The sequence below is a fragment of the Sporanaerobacter sp. PP17-6a genome, from assembly GCF_900095615.1.
GTDB classification, from domain to species: Bacteria; Bacillota; Clostridia; order Tissierellales; family Acidilutibacteraceae; genus Acidilutibacter; species Acidilutibacter cellobiosedens.
Genome location: NZ_FMIF01000002.1, coordinates 310,932 through 330,882, shown reverse-complemented (window position 1 = coordinate 330,882; position 19,951 = coordinate 310,932). Strand labels below are relative to the sequence as shown.

General features: G+C 33.6%; 14 protein-coding genes and 1 pseudogene. All 15 read left to right on the top strand.

Annotation, left to right across the window (positions count from 1 at the left end; genetic code table 11):
* The first annotated feature begins 27 nt into the window (after window positions 1-27).
* Window positions 28-171 (top strand): hypothetical protein, encoded by a 144-nt coding sequence (locus tag PP176A_RS16150; RefSeq protein ID WP_159429024.1) that lies wholly within the window; start codon window positions 28-30, stop codon window positions 169-171.
* A 103-nt stretch (window positions 172-274) separates the two neighbouring features.
* Window positions 275-916, top strand: a complete 642-nt coding sequence (locus tag PP176A_RS02720) for a GNAT family N-acetyltransferase (RefSeq protein WP_071138903.1) — start codon at window positions 275-277, stop codon at window positions 914-916.
* 169 nt (window positions 917-1,085) lie between these two features.
* Window positions 1,086-2,315 (top strand): alpha/beta hydrolase-fold protein, encoded by a 1,230-nt coding sequence (locus PP176A_RS02715; protein WP_071138902.1) that lies wholly within the window; start codon window positions 1,086-1,088, stop codon window positions 2,313-2,315.
* A 220-nt stretch (window positions 2,316-2,535) separates the two neighbouring features.
* Window positions 2,536-4,281, top strand: coding sequence for an ABC transporter ATP-binding protein (locus PP176A_RS02710; RefSeq protein ID WP_071138901.1), 1,746 nt, complete (start codon window positions 2,536-2,538; stop codon window positions 4,279-4,281).
* The gene (locus PP176A_RS02705) at window positions 4,281-6,035 is read left to right on the top strand and encodes an ABC transporter ATP-binding protein (RefSeq protein WP_071138900.1); all 1,755 of its coding nucleotides are present in this window, start codon (window positions 4,281-4,283) and stop codon (window positions 6,033-6,035) included. Before PP176A_RS02710 ends, PP176A_RS02705 begins: the two co-directional genes overlap by 1 nt.
* Before the next feature lie 222 nt (window positions 6,036-6,257).
* Window positions 6,258-7,208: an Rpn family recombination-promoting nuclease/putative transposase gene (locus PP176A_RS02700; protein ID WP_071138899.1), complete on the top strand. Its 951-nt coding sequence runs from the start codon at window positions 6,258-6,260 to the stop codon at window positions 7,206-7,208.
* A gap of 58 nt (window positions 7,209-7,266) precedes the next feature.
* The gene (locus PP176A_RS16705; RefSeq protein WP_083381737.1) at window positions 7,267-7,470 is read left to right on the top strand and encodes a DUF1848 family protein; all 204 of its coding nucleotides are present in this window, start codon (window positions 7,267-7,269) and stop codon (window positions 7,468-7,470) included.
* 48 nt (window positions 7,471-7,518) lie between these two features.
* A complete protein-coding gene (locus tag PP176A_RS02695; RefSeq protein ID WP_071138898.1) occupies window positions 7,519-8,244 on the top strand; it encodes a 4'-phosphopantetheinyl transferase family protein in 726 nt (241 codons plus the stop codon).
* Complete coding sequence (locus tag PP176A_RS02690; RefSeq protein ID WP_071138897.1) at window positions 8,231-12,703, top strand: non-ribosomal peptide synthetase; 4,473 nt, start codon at window positions 8,231-8,233, stop codon at window positions 12,701-12,703. The genes PP176A_RS02695 and PP176A_RS02690 overlap by 14 nt, the downstream gene beginning before the upstream one ends.
* A gap of 31 nt (window positions 12,704-12,734) precedes the next feature.
* Window positions 12,735-15,782, top strand: a complete 3,048-nt coding sequence (locus tag PP176A_RS02685; RefSeq protein WP_071138896.1) for a cyclic peptide export ABC transporter — start codon at window positions 12,735-12,737, stop codon at window positions 15,780-15,782.
* A gap of 51 nt (window positions 15,783-15,833) precedes the next feature.
* Window positions 15,834-16,538 (top strand): Type 1 glutamine amidotransferase-like domain-containing protein, encoded by a 705-nt coding sequence (locus tag PP176A_RS02680; protein ID WP_071138895.1) that lies wholly within the window; start codon window positions 15,834-15,836, stop codon window positions 16,536-16,538.
* Window positions 16,513-17,371, top strand: a pseudogene (locus PP176A_RS02675) (small ribosomal subunit Rsm22 family protein). The gene PP176A_RS02680 and the pseudogene PP176A_RS02675 overlap by 26 nt, the downstream one beginning before the upstream one ends.
* A 101-nt stretch (window positions 17,372-17,472) precedes the next feature.
* A complete protein-coding gene (locus tag PP176A_RS02670; protein ID WP_071138894.1) occupies window positions 17,473-17,982 on the top strand; it encodes a flavodoxin family protein in 510 nt (169 codons plus the stop codon).
* Window positions 17,982-18,608 carry a flavodoxin family protein gene (locus PP176A_RS02665; RefSeq protein WP_071138893.1) on the top strand — a complete coding sequence of 209 codons (627 nt, stop codon included), beginning with the start codon at window positions 17,982-17,984 and terminating at the stop codon, window positions 18,606-18,608. Before PP176A_RS02670 ends, PP176A_RS02665 begins: the two co-directional genes overlap by 1 nt.
* 342 nt (window positions 18,609-18,950) lie before the next feature.
* The gene (locus tag PP176A_RS02660; RefSeq protein ID WP_071138892.1) at window positions 18,951-19,949 is read left to right on the top strand and encodes an ornithine cyclodeaminase family protein; all 999 of its coding nucleotides are present in this window, start codon (window positions 18,951-18,953) and stop codon (window positions 19,947-19,949) included.
* Window positions 19,950-19,951: the final 2 nt, after the last annotated feature.

The following is a 19,951-nucleotide window of genomic DNA, read 5'->3' as shown; positions in this document are numbered from 1 at the left end:
TATTTATTAAAATGGGGGATTTACAAAATGTTAATATCAAGAAAAACAGGAAAAAAATATATACAGAATAAATATGAACGTATAATAGAACGGTATAATCCAAGTATGAAAAGCGATATCATTTCATTCCATTATCAAAATCCAAGAATTATTGACGGGTTAATTGAATGACTTGAAGAAAGTCCTGAGAGTGCATTAATTTTAAGAGAAGATAATATAAATAAGGGCAGTTGTTATATATGAACAAGGGGATTGTGCAGAAAGAGATATATGGATGTTTGTAGGAGAACAATATAGGAACCATGGTATAGGTTCGGAACTATTTTTTGCAATTCTTGAAGAAATGAAATTTGCAGGAACACAAACAGTTTTTTGTGACTTCGTAAGGAATGATATAATACATAATTTTTTATCCCAAAATGGGTTTGAGCATTATTGTTATTCTGTTTATATGACTAATGAAACAATTTTAAGTAAAGAAGAATTTACTGGTATTCGTCATGAGGATAAGGACTATATCGAAACTTTTGAACTTGTTTCAAGAGCGTTTCATAATATGAGGTTGTCAGTTGGTTTAAATTCAAAATGTGATGAATCAACTGATAAATCACGAAACCAATATGCAGATAACAGCAATGATTTATTTGTATTAGAAAGTGATGGTAAAATTGTTGCCAGCTTGCTTTTAAATAAAAATTGCATTGAAAATGTTGCAGTTAAGATAGATTGTCAGAGGCATGGTTATGGTCGGAAAATGATTAAATTTGCGTTAAGCGAATTATATAGGAGAGGATATTCTAAATGTTTACTTTGGTGCTTAGTAGGCAATCCTGCTGAGTACCTATATAAAACAGAAGGTTTTGTAGCAGAAGATTGTTATGAGATTATGAATATGTTACTAAGTAATTGTAATTAGTATATAGGCGCTATATATGTGATTAGAAGTATCGGGGGAGGCTAAAGATGAATATTACTTTTAAAAAAGTTGACAAGGAAAATTGGGAAGGGTGTACTGATTTAAGTGTTGAGGCCGTTGGGATGGAATAATTAAGTGTATTGCCGGTAGTAGAGGAGGAAAAGTTAATATGAAAAAATCTTTATTAAAAAGTAGAACTATTCTTCAGTTAGAAGAGAGTATTAAACAGCACGGTGATAGTGTAGTAAAAGAATTTTTATGTTATCTAAGAAAGAATGGAACTCCTATAATAGAAGAGTTAAAAAATGATACGGAAAACGATTTAGTTATTTTTATATACAAAGGGGACAAGAAATGCAAAAGTGTCTTGTTTGTACCTGATATAGGAGTAGACAGATATAAAGATAATTATAAGGACTTTCGGATGGAAAGGATAATGGGGACGGATTTATGGTATATTACTTATGAAATAGAAAATAATATACGGTTAATGTACTATTTTTCGCCTAACGATCCCCTTGACAATAATTGGTATGATAGGTACATTAATAGAGTTGTATATGATAAATTCTGTAAGAACATATTAATTGAATATGATGATGGAAAAGAAGTAAAATGTTCCTATATAGTAATGCCGGAGGCACCAAAGCATGTTTGGGCTAAAAAAATAGATGGGATACCGGAAGGTAATATAGATGAATATAAATTTAAAAGTAAAAATTTAGAGGACAAGCGCAGGATTAGAGTTTATACACCTTATGAATATGATAAGAAAGGAAAACCATATGGATTCATAGTTTTGACCGATGGACAGGACTATATTGATACTCTTATGGCTGTAGAAACTTTGAATAACCTCATAGCTTCCAAAAAAATACCCCCAATAATTGGAGTATTTATTGATTCGATAGAACAAACAAGGGAAACAGAGCTTAATTGTAGTGATGTATTCCGCGGATTAATTGTTGATGAGATAATTCCATGGATTAAAAACAATTATGATATCTCTGGAAATCCTCGGGAAGCAATAATCGGGGGACTTAGTTCAGGAGGTTTAGCAGCATCATACATAGCTTTAAGTCATTCCGAAATTTTTGGAAATGTTCTTTCTCAATCAGGATGGTATTGCTATAAACCGGAAGGGTTTATCACCATTAATGAGGATTGTTTTATGAGTACAAAGTTTAAAGAAAGAGATAAACTTCCTATTAAATTTTATTTAGATGTAGGTATATTAGAAAATAGAGAGACAATGATTGGCACAAACATAAATCTGAGAGATACCTTAATATCTAAAGGATATCATGTTGATTTCCAATGGTTTAACAGCTCTCATGACTATTTATCATGGGGAGAAACTTTAGCACATGGTTTGATATCTCTTATCGGAATAAAATAGATTTGGTATTTAACAATTAGTAAATTGACAATTAAAGAAAAGAGGGTTTAAGTAATGACGGACATGGGGACGTTTGAGATCAGTGAAAAAGTCCGATTTTTAAATTTTTTATATCCACAAATCTGCATTTTTGCTGGAGTAATTTTTAAAAGTAACGACTTTATCAGTGGTCCCGTAACGTCCCTCTGTCCACACAAAACTTTTAGAAAGGAATTATAAAATGAAAATACAAAGAAAAAACCATTTGAAATTTATTATAAAATATTTAAAAACACAAAAATTTATGGTGTCTCTGCTTATATTAATATCGTTGGCTAATATAGGTATGCAACTAATAAATCCTCAAATATCACGATATTTTTTAGATGAAGCAACTAAATGGAAAGTAGGCAAAAATTTAACCATTGCTGCTTTAATGTTCATATTGGTTGCGTTTTTTGCACAAATATTTAGTGTTTTAGTAAGCTATATCGGACAGAAAGTAGCTTGGAAGGCTACCAACGATATAAGAGTAGACTTAATAGAACATTGTATAGACTTGGATATGTCTTTTCATAAAGAGCATAAACCGGGGGAGCTTATAGAAAGAGTAGATGGAGATGTATCACAATTATTTGATTTGTTTTCGAATATAATAATAAATATGATGAACAACTTATTACTTCTTATAGGAACTTTAATAATTCTTTTTAGAGAGAATTTGCTTATTGGGTTTAGTTTAACTGTTTTTTCAATCTTTGCAATATATGTATTGTGGAATGTAAAGTCAAAGACTGAAGGGGATTGGGTAAAGGCAAGCGAAGCAAATGCGGAATTTTATGGATTTATAGGAGAAAGTATTTCAAGTACGGAGGACATTTCATCCAGTGGAGCTGGAGAATATATAATGAACAAATTCTATGACATTAGCAGAAAAATATTCCCCATAATTCGTAAGGCAGATTTAACCTGGTCTACTTTATGGTCGGCTACATTAATTATATTTTCAGCCGGAACTGTTATATCATTTTCAGGATCTTTATATTTATGGAAAAAAGGACTAATAACAATAGGAACAGTATATTTAATATTTAATTATACTCAGACTTTAAAAAGGCCGATTGAACAAATAAGAGTTAATATTCAGCAGCTGCAGTCAGCCGGTGCAAGTGTAGTGAGAGTAAGCGATCTATTTAATGTGGAGTCAGAAATAAAGTATGGTAAAGAGAAATTAGAAGAGGATAAACCTTTAAAAATAGAGTTTAATAATGTAGATTTTCAATATGAGAAAGGCGTAGATGTTTTAAAGAATGTTTCATTTGAGGTAGAAAGAGGTAAAGTCCTTGGAATATTAGGCCGTACCGGAAGCGGGAAAACTACATTAGCCCGTCTTATTGTCAGAATGTATGATGTGAAAAATGGTGAGATTTTAATAAATAATAAAAATATAACTTCGATAACGGAAGAAGAACTCACAAAGAACATAGCTTATGTAACTCAAGATGTTCAAATCTTTACAGCTACTGTTAGAGATAACATAACAATGTTTAAAAAAGATATTAATGATGAAGAAATCATAAAGGTAATATATGATTTAGGATTCAAGAAATGGTATGAAGGTCTTAGTAATGGGTTAGATACTAAATTGGAAATGGGTAATAAAAGTTTATCGGCCGGTGAAGCGCAGTTACTAGCCTTTGTTAGAATATTTCTTAGAAATCCAAAACTTATAATTCTTGATGAAGCAACATCCAGGATAGATTCCTTAACTGAAAAACTTATCGAGAATGCTTTAGATAAATTACTACAACATAGGACATGCATTATTATTGCCCATAGACTTTCAACACTTAACAGAGCGGATGATATTCTGCTTCTTAATGATGGTAAGATAGTAGAAACAGGAGAAAGAAAAAGTCTTTTGGATGATGAAAGTTCACAATATTATAACCTAATTCAACAGGGTATAAGAGAGGTGCTTGTTTAATGTATTATATATGGAGTTTAATAAAATATAAACCTTTTCTTTATATACTTACAATTGTATTGAATATGTTAATAGGATTTATACCATTAATAGAAGGTTTGGTTATAAAAGAATTTTTTGATATTATCAGCGGAAATAAAATATCAGTATTCTATCCTTATCAGTTAATAATATTAATAGCAGTAATATCATTAATTCATATTTTGTTAATGAGGATATATTTTGTAAAAAGTAGTTCTCATAATTTTTATATAAGCACATTGTTGAGAAGAAACATGCTGAACTCAATATTAAAAAGGCATGGAGGGAAGGCAATTGATAGCCTTGTAGGACAAGTTATAAATTCTTTTAGAGACGATGTATCACAGATTCAAACGAGTATTTTTTGGATTTCCACACTTATAGGGCAAATCATACGTGCTATCGGGGCCGTGGTTATTTTACTATTTATAGATGTAAAAATTACTTTAACTGTTTTTATACCATTAGTTTTAATAATCAGGCTAGCTCAAAAATTGGAAAAAAATATTGAGGAGAACAGGGAAGAAGGAAGAAAGGCAACAGGAGCTGTTAATGGTGCTGTTGGAGAAATATTTGAATCAATATTATCAATTAAGGTATCCGGTGCCAAAAAAGATCTGATGAATAATCTAAAGACGTTAAACGAGAAGAGAAATAGGGCAATGATTAAGGATTCAATGTTATCCCAAATAATAGACTCAATATACAACAATATAATAAACATAGGAACAGGAGTAATATTATTATTAGGAGCAGGAGCTATAAGCAAAGGAAGGTTTACAGTAGGTGATTTTAGTATATTTGTATACTATTTGGCTTCTGTAACCGACAGTGTTGAATCCTTTGGAAATTTTATGGTTTATTTTAAACAAACGAAAGTAGGATACAGAAATATATTAAATCAAATTAATATGAAAGAAAATCCGGAAAATTTAGTAAAACATAAGAATATTTATTTGGATAAATACCCCCAAGAAGAAGCTCATAACGAAAAAGATTTAGGAAAGTTATCCTTAGATAATGAGCTGAAAACATTAGAGATAAAAGGATTAACTTATTTATATAACCAATCAGAAAATGGAATAAAGGATATAAATTTTACATTGAAAAAGGGCGAGGTTTTAGTCATTTCCGGACGTACCGGTTCAGGGAAAACTACACTGTTAAAATCTTTAATCGGACTTTTACCTAAAGGAGAAGGTGAAATTTATTGGAATGGTGAAAGAGTCGAGAATGCGAAGGAGTTCTTTATACCGCCAATAAGTGCGTACACTTCACAAGTGCCCAATCTTTTTAGCGATACTGTGAAAAATAATATACTTTTAGGTCTTTCGGAAAAAGATGTTGATTTAGATGAGGCAATAAAAGCTTCTGTTTTTGAAAAAGATCTTGAGGAATTAGATAATGGACTTGACACAGTAATAGGAACAAAAGGTGCAAAATTGTCAGGGGGTCAAATGCAAAGGGTTGCGGCTGCGCGTATGTTTGTAAGAAAACCACAATTGCTTATTCTTGATGATATCTCCAGTGCCCTTGATGTGGAGACGGAAAAATTACTTTGGACAAGGCTGCTTTCTGATGATACAGTAAGCTGTATAGTTGTATCTAACAGAAGCTCAATATTAGAAAAGTCAGATAGAATTATTGTTTTAAAAGATGGGAGTATTGAATCACAAGGAACTTTAAATAAGCTGTTAAAAAGTTCCACAGAATTCAAAGAAGTTGTAAGTTAAAGTTTGTGGACGTGGACTATGGACGTGGGGACGCTTCAATTGTCTTTTTTGCAAAATATTAAAAAATGGTTTAATAAAATTTGATGTTAATTGCGGAAAGTTAAGCAGTTTTATTCTAACATCTACTTAATTATATTGAGAATAAAAGTTCGTTAAAATAGTGGAAAATAATTTTTACCGATGTTATAATAAATGTAACAAGACCAAAAAGTTGGTGAAAAGGTGAAAAATGAAATAGTTAATAAACATGATGCCGTGTTTAAGGAAGTATTCAGTCAAAAAAGAATAGCAAAGGACTTTATAGAAAATAATATACCTAAAGAAGCATTGGATATAATAGATACAAACAGTATGGAGCTAATAAAAGATACATTTATAAACAAAGAATTACAGGGAAGTTTTTCTGATTTAATATATGAGGTAAAAATAAATAACAGGGATGCATATATATGTTTTCTGTTAGAGCACAAATCCTATAGAGATAAACTCACCATATTTCAATTAAATAAATATATACTTGAAGCATGGACGGCAGTGATACAAAAAGAAAACAGAGAGGAATTACCGATAATTTTACCTATAGTAGTTTATCATGGGGAGAAAGAATGGAGTATAAAGACGGATTTGAGAGATATGATACCTGAATTTTACGAACTGCCGGAATACTTTAAAGACAGGATACCGGTATTTGGATATGATTTAATAAATATAGGGAAGAGCGGAAGAATTGATTTTAAAAAGTTCAACAAATTAACGGCTCTGATGTTAACTGCATTCAGAGATGCCTTTGAAAAGGATTTAAAGACTGTATTAAGAGAATTTCTGTTAGCAGTGGAAGAAGCGGAAAAAGAAGAAGGAGAAGAAGCAATAAGGTATTATGTTGAAATATATATAAGATATATAGAGAATATTCACAGAGATTTAACAGAAGAAGACATAGAGGGAGAAATTGAAAAATTAGGAGGAAAGGGGGCTGTTACTATGAGTATATTACAAAAAAGAGAAGAAAAAGGGAAACAAGAAGGAAAAAGAGAAGGGAAAAGAGAAGGAAAACAAGAAGGAATAAAGGAAATAGCTAAGAATTTGTTAAAAGAAGGAATAGAAATAGCCTTTGTAGCGAAGACTACAGGTCTTTCAAAGAGTGAAGTAGAAAAATTAAAAGAAGAGATTTAGGGGACGGTAGGGACAGATTTTACCGTCCCATGCTTTATTTTGAGGCCGAAACCCTGATATATGCAAAGCTTCGATAGAAACCCTTGCCGAAGCAATCGGGCCAACTGCACGGAAATATGGCATCGAATTTCAAAGCTGTTGCGAAAACTATGATTTGACCGCATTTGGCATTCATCAAGGAGGGTGTATTGACCTGTCAATGATTGAAAAGGTTTGTCATCAAAATATCTTTATCTTTCAACATATTGATGTTATAATTTGATTTAAATAGTAATATATGTTTTTATAATAATATTAATGAGGGAATTCTATGAAAATCTATGCCGTGAAAATTTCAGATATTAATGAAGAAGAATTAGACAAGCTGTGTCTATCGATTGATTCGGAGAAAAGACATAGAATTGAGAGATTTATCAATAAAAAGGATAAGCTCAGAGCATCAATCGGAGAAATATTGATAAGAAGTATAATTATCAGAGAACTGAATATTGAAAATGAATATATAAAATTTGGGAAAAATCAATATGGAAAGCCGTATCTGCAAGGCTATCCGGATTTCAATTTCAATATATCTCATTCAGAAGATTTTGTAGTATGTGCGGTTGACAGCAAACCCGTGGGGATTGATATTGAAGCTGTTAAGCGTATTGAATATAAGGATATAGCCAAAAATTTTTTTACGGAAAGGGAATTTAATTATATAGTTAAACAAAAATCGGATATTCAATTGAATAAATTCTATGAAATATGGACACTGAAAGAGAGTTATATGAAGTGTATCGGGAAAGGGTTTTCAACACCATTAAAATCCTTTTCTGTTTGTATGGATAAATATGAGGACATCAGAGTAATTATTGATAAACAATATGAGAATTACATATTTAAAATATTTGATATAAGTATGGACTATAAAATGGCTGTTTGTTCGCTAAATAGGGAAATTTCAGATAATATAATAATAGTAGACCAAAACAATTTAATCAACAACTATTTTGACTTATTTCAAGGAGATGAGGTTTATAATGGAAATCAATAAAAGAAGCTATTACAATTTAACTCATCCGCAGAAAAGAATATGGTACATAGATAAGGTGAATTTGAATTCTCCCGTTCATAATATCGGGGGCTGTTTAAATATAAAGGGAAATATAGATGTTGAGAAGATGAAGGAAACAATTAACCTCATAGTAAAGGGAAATGAGGGGTTAAGGCTGAGAATCACTGAAAAAGACGGACAGCTTGTTCAGTATGTAGCGGAATTTAATAAGGAAGATATAGACTTTGTGGATTTCAGCAATTACAAAGAACCTGAAAAGGAACATGAGAAATGGGTGGAAGGTCTATTCGAAAGAAGTTTTGAATTGGAGGACAGCCGACTATATTATTTTGCAGTATATAAAATAGATGAAGAAGAATATGGGGTACTGTTGAAAATTCATCATATTATAGCTGACGGATGGTCAACGGCATTGATAGAAAAGCAGATATGCGAAATATACACCAAATTGGTAAGAAATGAAGAGGTTTGTCTTGATGGATATCATTCATACATAGATTTCACAGAAGAAGAGAGAGAATACTTAAATTCCGAGAAATTTATAAAGAATAAAAATTTCTGGCGGGAAAAGCTTAAAAATCCGCCCGAAGAATTTTTGTACAATACTTCAAATGAATTGGAAGGCAGAAGGCTGTCATTTAATATTGACAATGATTTATCGAAGAAAATAAAAGAATTTTTAAAATATAACAGATGTTCTTTAAATACCTTGTTTATAGGGTTACTCCTTATATATTTAAGGAAGACCACATATAAAAACGATTTGGTAATAGGAACTCCCGTATTTAACAGGATTGGCAGGAAGCAGAAATCAATGGTGGGTATGTTTACAAGTACAATGCCTTTCAGGTTCCTGTTGGATGAAGAATTAAAGGGGAAAGATTTAATAAAATCGATTAATCAGGAGCTAAAACTTTGTTTTTTGAATCAAAGATATCCTTACGATATTTTGGTCAAGGATTTGAATTTGAGCAGAAAGGGATATGACAGTCTATTTAAGATATGTGTGAATTATTATAATTCCCAATATATTAACGATATCAACGGCATGGCAGGAGAAGTTCGGGAATATTACAGCGGAAGCCAAGGGGATTCCCTACAGTTGACGGTTAAGGAATGGAAAGATGATAATATAACTTTGAATTTCAATTATAAAATAAGGGAATATGAAGAGGAAGAAATTCAAGGCATGTATAAATCCATGATTAATATCTTAAGGCAGATAATAACTGATGGAGACATTAAAGTCAGAGATATAAAGCTGGTTGATGAAAAGGAACTGAATTATAAGATATATACATTAAATTCAACGGATAGCCCTTACCCGAAAAAGACAGTATCTGAACTCTTTGAGGAACAGGCAATTAAAGTTCCTCATAAAATTGCTTTGGAGTTTAAAGATAAGGTGATGACGTATGAACAGTTGAATGAAAAGTCAAACCAATTGGCTCATTACCTGAGACAAAGTGGCATAGGCAGGGAATCTGTCCTGGGAATCATGATGAACCATTCCATGAAGTTGGTTATAGGGATATTGGGAATTTTAAAGGCAGGAGGAGCATATCTTCCCATAGATCCGGAATATCCTCCCGAAAGGATAAGTTATATGCTTGAGGACTCAAAAAGTGCTGTGCTCCTTACTGATTTTAAAGCTGGGAGAGATATTGAATTTAAGGGAAGTATAATTGATATAAAGGATATAAATTTAAATTTATATGGGAAGGAAAACCTGCCCAAAGTAAATAAATTAAATGATTTGGCTTATATCATATATACCTCCGGAACGACGGGAAAGCCCAAGGGAGTCATGATTGAACACAGAGGATTGACCAATTATATATGGTGGGCTAAAAAGATGTATTTGAAAGATGAAAATGAAGCTATGCCTTTATATTCTTCCATATCCTTCGATCTGACGGCAACATCCGTATTCACTCCTTTAATTTCCGGTAACAGGATTATAATTTACAATACCGATGAAAATGAATTTGTTTTATATAAGATATTGAAAGAAAACAAGGCAACGGTTGTAAAGCTTACCCCTGCTCACTTGACACTGCTAAAGGATATGGACAACAGAAGTTCTAATATGAAGAGATTTATTGTGGGAGGAGACGACTTAAAAACAAGCCTGGCACAAGAAATCTGCGAAAGTTTCGGTAAGAATATAGAAATATATAATGAATACGGTCCTACGGAGGTTACGGTAGGCTGCATGATACATAAATACGATAGGGAAAAGGATAGAGGCATATCCGTACCAATAGGCAGGCCTGCTGGTAATGTACAGATTTACATATTGGACGGAGATTTAAATGTTGTTCCCGCAAATGCAACAGGAGAAATATATATATCGGGAGACGGAATTTCGAGAGGGTACCTGAACAGGCCGGAACTGACGGAAGAGAAATTTATTGAAAATCCATTTATTAAAGGAAAGAAAATGTATAAAACGGGAGACACGGCAAGGTATTTAAAGGACGGTTCCGTAGAATACAGAGGGAGATTGGATAATCAGGTAAAGATAAGGGGATATCGTATCGAGCTTGGAGAAATAGAAAAGCATTTATCGGAAAATGAGGCCGTAAAGGATGCAGCTGTGGTGTTTAAGGAGGATTCATCCGGGAATAAATCACTAAATGCTTATATAGTTAAAGAAAAAGAAATTACGGAATTAGAATTGAAAAATTATCTTTTGAAATTTTTACCTAGATACATGATTCCGGCTAATTTTGTTTTTATGGACAGGTTTCCTTTAAATTTAAACGGAAAAGTGGATGCCGCCAGTCTCCCCAATCCCGTCAGGGTAAAAAAAGAATTTGTGAAGTATAAAACCGAGAAGGAAAGAAAATTGGTTGAAGCTGTAGAGGAGATATTGGGAATAGAAGACGTCAGCATGAATGATAATTTCTATCAGCTCGGCGGAGATTCCATAAAGGCAATTCAAATTTCTTCGAGGCTTAAAAATGAAGGATTGGATATTAAGGTTAAGGATATATTATCCTGTGATTCTGTTGAAGAGATAGGATTCCATATAAGAGAAAACCAAAATATCGGGATGATAGATCAGGGACAGAGTCAAGGTGCTATAGAAAGGACACCTATTACAGAATGGTTTTTCAGCCGGAATTTTTCTGATGAAAACCGTTATAACCAATATGTGCTGCTAAAATACAACAAAATTTCGGATATCGATAAAATCAGAATTGCTGTGGGTAGATTAACAGAACACCATGATACTTTGAGAATTAATTATGACATAAAAAATCATAGATTATATTACAATAACGATAATTCAAAGAGCTCATCCTGTGTTAAATACGTTGATTTATCCGGATACTGCGGCTCAGAGGATAATATGAGCGTTAAAGAACTGATAGATAAAGCAGAGATTAATTTCGATATAGGAAAGGGTCCTTTGTTTAATGTAACTATTTTTGATTTGAGTGGCGGCAGGCAAGCTTTGTTATTTACAGCACATCATTTAACGGTGGATGGGGTTTCATGGAGAATAATATTGGAGGATTTCTTGACTGCAATGAAACAGCTTGATAATAATGAGGAAGTAAAACTGCCGGCGAAAACCCATTCCTTCAAGGACTGGGCAAAGGTATTGAAAGAATACTCCAAGAAGGATTTTGGGGAAGAAAGACGTTATTGGCAGGAAATATTGGATAAAAGTTTTGTTTACCCTACGGATTTTGATAAGGGAAAGGATACTGTGGGTACATCCGGTATTTTGATTAGAGATATAGATGAAGACATATTAAATAAACTTTCAAAAAAAACCGGAGAGATTTATAATACGGAATTCAGTGAAACTTTGATAATTCTATTGGTACTTACAATAAGCAGTATGACAAATAGTGACGAAGTAGTAATAGAATTGGAGGGACACGGAAGAAAGGACATAAACGATTATATTGATGTGAAAAGGACGGCAGGCTGGTTTACTGTTATGTATCCCGTATATTTCAGGATAGAAGACGGGGATTTAAACTTAAGGATTAAATCATTGAAGGAACAGCTTAGAAATGTACCTGACAACGGATTTAATTACGGTATTCTCAGATTTTTAAATAATGAGTTGGAGGAAAGGGAAGAGAAATATATAAGATTTAATTACCTTGGGGATTTCGACAATATCATAGACAACATACCGGATATTGAATTCGGATTGGGCAGTGATGAGGAGAATTCATTAACATCCCTGATGGATATAGATGCTTTCATAATAAAAGGAAGATTAAAATTGAAAATTACCTACAGCAAAAATAAGTTCAGTGAAAGTACAATTCGGAGATTTGCCGACAAATATACGGAAACAATAAAATCCCTTTTAAATCAATGCATAAAAAATGCTTCCAAAGAATTCACCCCTTCGGATTTCGACGCTGCGGATATATCCCAAGAGGATTTGGACTCTCTTTTTAAATAGAAGTTAAAATTGATATAAGGAGAACATTAATATGAAAAATTTTAACGGATTGCCGGCTGTACTCATCATATTTTTATGTATGATACTGCTGCCCTTTAAAACTTATGCTTTGACCGATGATACAAATATAAAAATAGAAAAGTTTATAAAGGAAAATATGGACAAAGGTAAAATTCCAGGATTGTTCGTCACTGTGGTTAAAGATGATAAGACTGTTTATGAAAAGGGGTTCGGGTATTCCGATGTTGAAAAAAAAGAAAGGGTTACTTTAAAGTCCCTCTTTGAAATAGGTTCCAACAGCAAGGCTTTTACTGCCTTGGGTATTTTGAAGCTGCAAAAAGAGGGGCTGATTGAACTAAACGATGAAGTGACGGACTACATACCTTGGCTGAAAGTCAAATACAAAGGAAGAGAAGTTCCCGTAACAATAGAACAACTGCTTCATCATACAAGCGGAATACCTTTTAAGACAATAGATAATATACCTGTTTCCAATGACGATAATGCAATTGATGAAACGGTCAGAACATTGATCGGCATTGAACTTGACAGTGAGCCCGGGGAAAGATTTCAGTATGCCACAATAAACTATGATGTTTTGGGGCTTATAATTGAAAAGGTAACGGGTTCAAGCTATGAAGAATATATTGAAGAAAATATTTTAAAACCCATGGGATTAAACAATACTTATCTCTACAGGGATGAAGATATTGGTGAAAATGTGGCGAAGGGTTATAAGATTGAATTCTTAAAACCTGCTCTATATGATGCACCTACCTACAGGGGAAATAAACCCGCAGGATATATTATGTCCAATGGGGAAGACATGGGGAAATGGCTCAAAATCCAGATGGAAACATATAACAGCTCCCGGTTTGACAGAGAACTCATTGAAGAATCTCACAATCCCAACCGCAAGGTTCCGCCTTTGGAAGATGGCTCCTCCTACGCCGATGGGTGGTATGTCTATCAAAGAGGAGGAGGGGAAATCTCCCACGGAGGGAATAATCCCAATTATTCGTCCTTCATATTGTTCAGGCCGGAAGATAAAGCAGGTATTGCGGTACTCGGCAATACAAATTCCGAATACGTGGGTTATATTGCCCGGGGCATCAACGGAATACTTCAGGGAGAAGATTATTATGAAGATGTAAATGACTTAAATAAAAATGCGGACATGATTTCGGTTCTCCTTATACTTATTTCTGTCTTAATAATTGCCGGCACATTATTTTTTACGGTAAAAGCACTAAAAGAAGTGCTCAGGAAAGAGAGGATTTTGAACAAGAAAGATTCAAAGGGTATCTTTAAATTTATTTTTTCCTTGATTTTCATGATAGGGTTAAGTTACTCCATATATCTTATTCCAAACATTTTATACAGAGGGGTGTCTTGGGATTTTGTATTCGTATGGCTTCCCAAAACCGTAAAGACAGCGCTTTATTTAGTTTATATAAGTATTTGGGCAGTATATGTATACTCGGTATTTATAAGCCTTTATAAAAAGGAGGGAGACAAATCCATACTGATATTATCGGTATTAAGTGTCCTCAGCGGGTTCGGCAATGCTCTTATAATTTTTACTATCAACATGGCTATAAGAAGCGGTAATGATGAAAAGGTTAAGCTTTTGATGTATTTTATCCTCGGTATAATTTTATATGTCTACGGTCAGAGAATTATGAGAATAAGGATGATAGAAATAACGAACGGGATAGTGTATTCAAAACGGATGGAGATTGTAAAAGGCCTTTTAAAAACCCCCTATAACAAATTTGAAGAAATAGATAAGGGAAGAATTCAGTCTACTTTAAATAATGATACGGAGACCATAAGCAGATTTGTAAATATTATAATCAGCGGAGTGACAAGCGCCATAACTCTTATATGCTGTTTTATATATTTAGGATTTATAAATATATATGCTTTGCTCCTTTCGGTAATAATAATATTGTTTATCGCAGGTATATACTATTTGGTGGGCAGGTATGCCAACAGGATTGGGGAGGAAGCAAGGGATCTGCAGAATATATTCTTTAAATTTATTAATGATTTAATAGGAGGATTTAAGGAATTAAGCCTTAACGGAAAGAGGAAGGAAGAATTTCAGGAGGATTTGGAAGAAAGCTGTGACAGGTATAAGGTTAAAAGAGGGCAGTCGGCCCTGGCGTTTGCAAATATGTTTGTGGTGGGAGAGCTTTTGTTTACTCTTGCAATCGGTGCCGTAGTATTTATTTTACCTCTAATTTTAAAGAACTTAAAGGAAGTCATCCTTGAAAGCTATGTTTTTATACTCCTTTATATGACGGGTCCCGTTCACGGCATATTAAATGCGATACCCAATGCTATTGAAGTCAGAATAAGTTTAAAAAGAATCAACGGTCTATTGTCCCAAATATCTTCTTCGGATGGTAAAAATAATGATAGTGGAATAAATAAAAAGGAAGATAAAATTATATTGAAGTTAAAGGGCATAGAATATGTTTATGATAAAGACGGCGAAAACAGTTTTAAGGTGGGGCCCATTGACTATGAGTTTAAATCGGGCGAAATATTTTTTATTACAGGGGGCAACGGCAGTGGAAAGTCAACCTTGGCTAAGCTGTTAACCGGTTTGTATGTACCTTCCAAGGGCTATATAACTTTGAACGGTAACAGGGTTTCGGGAAGAGAATTGAGTGAAAAATATTCCGGAGTTTTCAGTGATTTTTATTTATTTGACAAACTTTACGGCATAGATTATAAAGATAAAGAAGAGGAAATACGGAAATATTTAGAGATACTCCAGCTTGATAATAAAGTGCGGATAAAAGAAGGAAAGTTTGATACAATTAAATTGTCAACCGGACAGAAAAAAAGATTGGCTTTATTGGTGGCTTATTTGGAGGACAGGCCTATATACATATTTGACGAATGGGCGGCAGATCAGGACCCGGAATTCAGATTATTCTTTTACGATACCATTCTGCCTGAACTTAAAGAGAGGGGCAAATGCGTTATAGCCATAACCCATGACGACAGATATTTTAATGTTGCCGATAAGATTATAAAGATGGATATGGGAAGTTTTCAGATTTAAGAAAATAATTATTATAAAAAATAATTTAAAATATTAGGAGGGTGAAAAAGGATGATAAACATATTATTGAGTCAATATAATTTCCATGATAAATGGGCTAATGGTTCGGTACAAAAATATATAGATACTGATGATAAAGTTGCGGTAATTCCCTTTTCTTTTAATGAAAAGCTAATCGGAAATGCTACTGAATGGGAAAATGCATACAATAAAAATTATGGAAAGTATTATCAAGAAATAGTTGAACCATTTTTGCAGCTTGGCATTAAAGAGGAAAATATTACTTTACTGAATTTTTTTGAAGATAAAGAGGATGATATGAAAAGAATAATAGAAGACAGTAATGTCGTATTTTTAACCGGCGGGCTTCCGGATATGGCAGCTAAGCGTATTTTAGAGAAAAATTTGCTTAAGCATATAGATAATGAGGACAAAGTAATTATAGGTGCAAGTGCGGGAGCTTTAATTCAATTGAGTAATTACCATATAACACCGGATAAGGATTATTCGGAATTTATGTATTTAAAAGGATTAGGCTTGATAAAAGAGAATTTTTATGTTGAAGTTCACTATGCGGAAACCGATCTGCAGAAAAATTGTATCCAAAGGGTATTAAAAGAGAAGACGGATACTGTTTATGCCATTAAGGATACCGGAGGAATAATTTTAGATAATAATATAATTACATTGCTCGGAGATGTGGTTACTTTTAAGGAGATGACAAGAATAAATGGAAATTCCGCAAGGCCTTCGTAGGGCAATAGAAAATCAAATAAGAGATATAGAACATGTTCGGATGAAAGATGATGCTCAAGCAATAAGCAGCAGATACAGGACTCAAAGCGGAAAGGGAAAGCGGCTTTTGACAAAAGAAACCGAAGCGGCAGCTTATGCTGTGGCAAGAATGCCGGCAACTTTTGGAGCTGTCTCCGCTGTGCTTAAATATGCTATTCCATATTTAAAGAATTGTCCTCAAACTTTATTGGATGCAGGAGCCGGCACAGGTACAGCTGCTTGGGCAGCGGATGCTGAATTGAAATTGAAAAAAATTATCTGCTTGGAACGGGAAGATGCAATGATAAAGATAGGAAAAAATATGATGAAATGCAGTTCGGAGCTATTATGCAATGCAGAATGGATTAAAAATGATCTGACTGTCGATGAGATTCCCGAACAAGCGGATTTGGTCATTGCATCCTATGTATTGAATGAAATGACCAGTGAGGAAAGAATGGAGACGGTAAAAAAATTGTGGGATGCGGCAAAGATGATGTTTTTAATTATAGAGCCGGGAACGCCCGTTGGTTTTTCTAATCTGGCGGAAATACGTCAAGTAATGCTTAAATGGGGTGCTCACATTGCCGCACCATGTCCCCATGAAAGTGACTGTCCCAAAGAAAAAAATGATTGGTGCGGTTTTGCTTGCCGTGTCAGCAGAAGCACGTGTACTGCGTCATCCCCAGATACATAAAGGATATGTAGGCCTTGAGATTTGTACAAAAGATGGCATTAAAAATATTAAGTTTTCCAAAAAGGATGGAGAGAGATACAAAAAGGCAAGAAAGGTAAAAGCAGGAGATGAGATATAAAATTATACATTTAGTTGATTGAAAGAAAAATTTTCTCCGGATATAATATATGTAAGAATGAATGTATCCAAATTAGCTTAAAATCGTGGGAGGGTGTTTTAATGAAAGTGTTGATACATGACTTGGACAGTGATGTTTTAAATGGTTTGTTTCCTAATATAAGCAAAGAAGTCAAAATAATATCACCAGAAAAGGAAATAAAGAAGTGTATAGGCTGTTTCGGCTGCTGGATAAAAACCCCCGGATATTGTGTTATTAAAGATGGTTATGAGAATATGGGAAAGCTTTTGTCGGAAAGCGAGGAATTAATTATCATAAGCCGAGTATGCTATGGTGGTTTCAGCCCTTTTGTAAAGAATGTATTAGACCGAAGTATCGGGTATCTTAGCCCTTTTTTTACAGTCAGAAATAAAGAAATGCATCACAAAAGCCGGTACAAAAGAAAGTTAAAATTATCTGTAATAGCATATGGAAAAGATGCCACAGAAAAAGAAAGAGATAATTTATCAAAGATAGTTGCAGCTAATGGTGTTAATTTTAATGCGATTGATCATTCTTTTTGTTTTGCAGACAATATTGATGATATACCGAAATTAAGGGGGGTTCTCTGATGAAAATTTGCATGATAAATGGCAGTCCAAAAGCTAAAGACAGTTGTTCCCGGTATTTAATTGATGAAATAATTAAATTGATGGATGATAAAACTGAAGTGCTTATATGTGACGGAAGCCATAAACCGTTTAAAGACGATATGTTTCAACAGATTTATAATTGCGACAAAGTAGTTTTTGTTTTTCCCCTATATGTAGATGCTGTTCCGTCGCATTTAGTTTATTTTTTGGAATCATTCCAAGAATATATAAGATTGCAACCTGTTAAAAATATTTCCGTTTATGCTGTTTCAAATTGCGGTTTTTATGAGGGAGAACAAAACAAATATGCTCTAAAAATAATTGAAAATTTTTGTGAAGATTCAGGACTTAACTGGCAATTTGGAATAGGAACGGGGACGGGTCCCTTTGTAGCTCAATCCCAGACTATTCCTTGGCAATCCTCTATAAAACGCCCTATATATCAGGCCCTCCTTACTTTAAAAAAAGGGCTGGAAGAAGGATACCAACCAAAAGAGAATATATTTGTAACGGCGAAGATGCCGAGATACATATATATTGCTTCAGCCCATGCAGGTTGGAGACTGTCGGCTAAGAAAAACAACTTGAGGTTCAGAGATATATGATATATGTAGATTGCACGTCAAAGGATAGAGTATGTAACAGTCTTTTAATAACTGAAGGGCAGTCAGATAATAGTAGAATCAAGCTGTGTATTGTTAACGAAGTATGTGGATTTTAGAAAAGTTACATATATTGTTAAGAATGATAAAGTGTAATATCTTGTTACATATTTTAAGATGGTTTCGCAGGATTATTCTCATTATGAGAACAATCCTGCGAAAAATTTCTAATTTTGAGAATATATTTTTTTGATACTCCTTTTAAATAGCCGAAATTTGACATTATGCATTTTGGAACAAAAATTGCAGTATTATAAGGCTGAAAACATAAAAGGAGGTTTTTATATGATAAACATTAAATTAATATCCCGAGAAGAAATCAAAGAAAAACTGACAATGAAGAAAACTCTGGAACTTGTAGAAAAGGTTTATGCCGCTCATGGTAACGGCCATGTTGTTATGCCTTCTAAAATCACTCTGGATTTAGGTGAAAGTACGGATTGGCCCCCCTATGGAGGGTCTTACAATGCGATGCCCGCATATTTGGGAGAGGATTTTGATATGTCGGGGATAAAATGGGTCTGGGGGTTTAATGACAACTATAAGAAAGGCTTACCCTATATAAGTGCTGTAATCATACTTAACGATCCAAGAACAGGGGAGGTTCTCTCCATAATGGATGGAAGTTATATTACGGACATAAGAACAGGTGCAGCTACCGGAGTAGCCGCAAAATACTTGGTATCTAAAAAAGCAAGAAATCTTGGCATAATAGGTGCCGGGGTTCAGGGAAGAATGAATTTGAGAGCTATGAATGAAGTTATGAAAATTGACCATGTAATAATTGGAGATATACGAAGAGAGGCAGCCGAAAAGTTCGCTGAAGAAATGTCAAAAGAATTGAATTTGGATATATCTGTTGCAAAGAACAACGAAGAAGTTTGTGTCGATTCCGATGCTATTATAACCGTTACAATAGCCAATGAACCCCTTGTTATGAGAAAATGGCTCAAGAAAGGATGTACCGTATTATCAGTCGGATCATTTCAGGAACTTGATGAAAGTATTCCCTTAAAAGCCGATAAACTTGTAGTTGATAATTGGGAACAAAATTCACACAGGGGAGAATTGCTTAAACTTGTTAAAGCCGGAAGAATAACAAAGAATAATATATATGCTGAGATACCTGAGATTGTTATCGGGGAAAAAAAAGGAAGAGAAAATGACGATGAGATAATATGTGCGTGTATCATAGGTATGGGTTCAACTGATATTGGGGTTGCCGCCGAATTATACAAAAGGGATTTTATAAACTATAATAAGAACACTGTTTCCTTAAGGTAAAA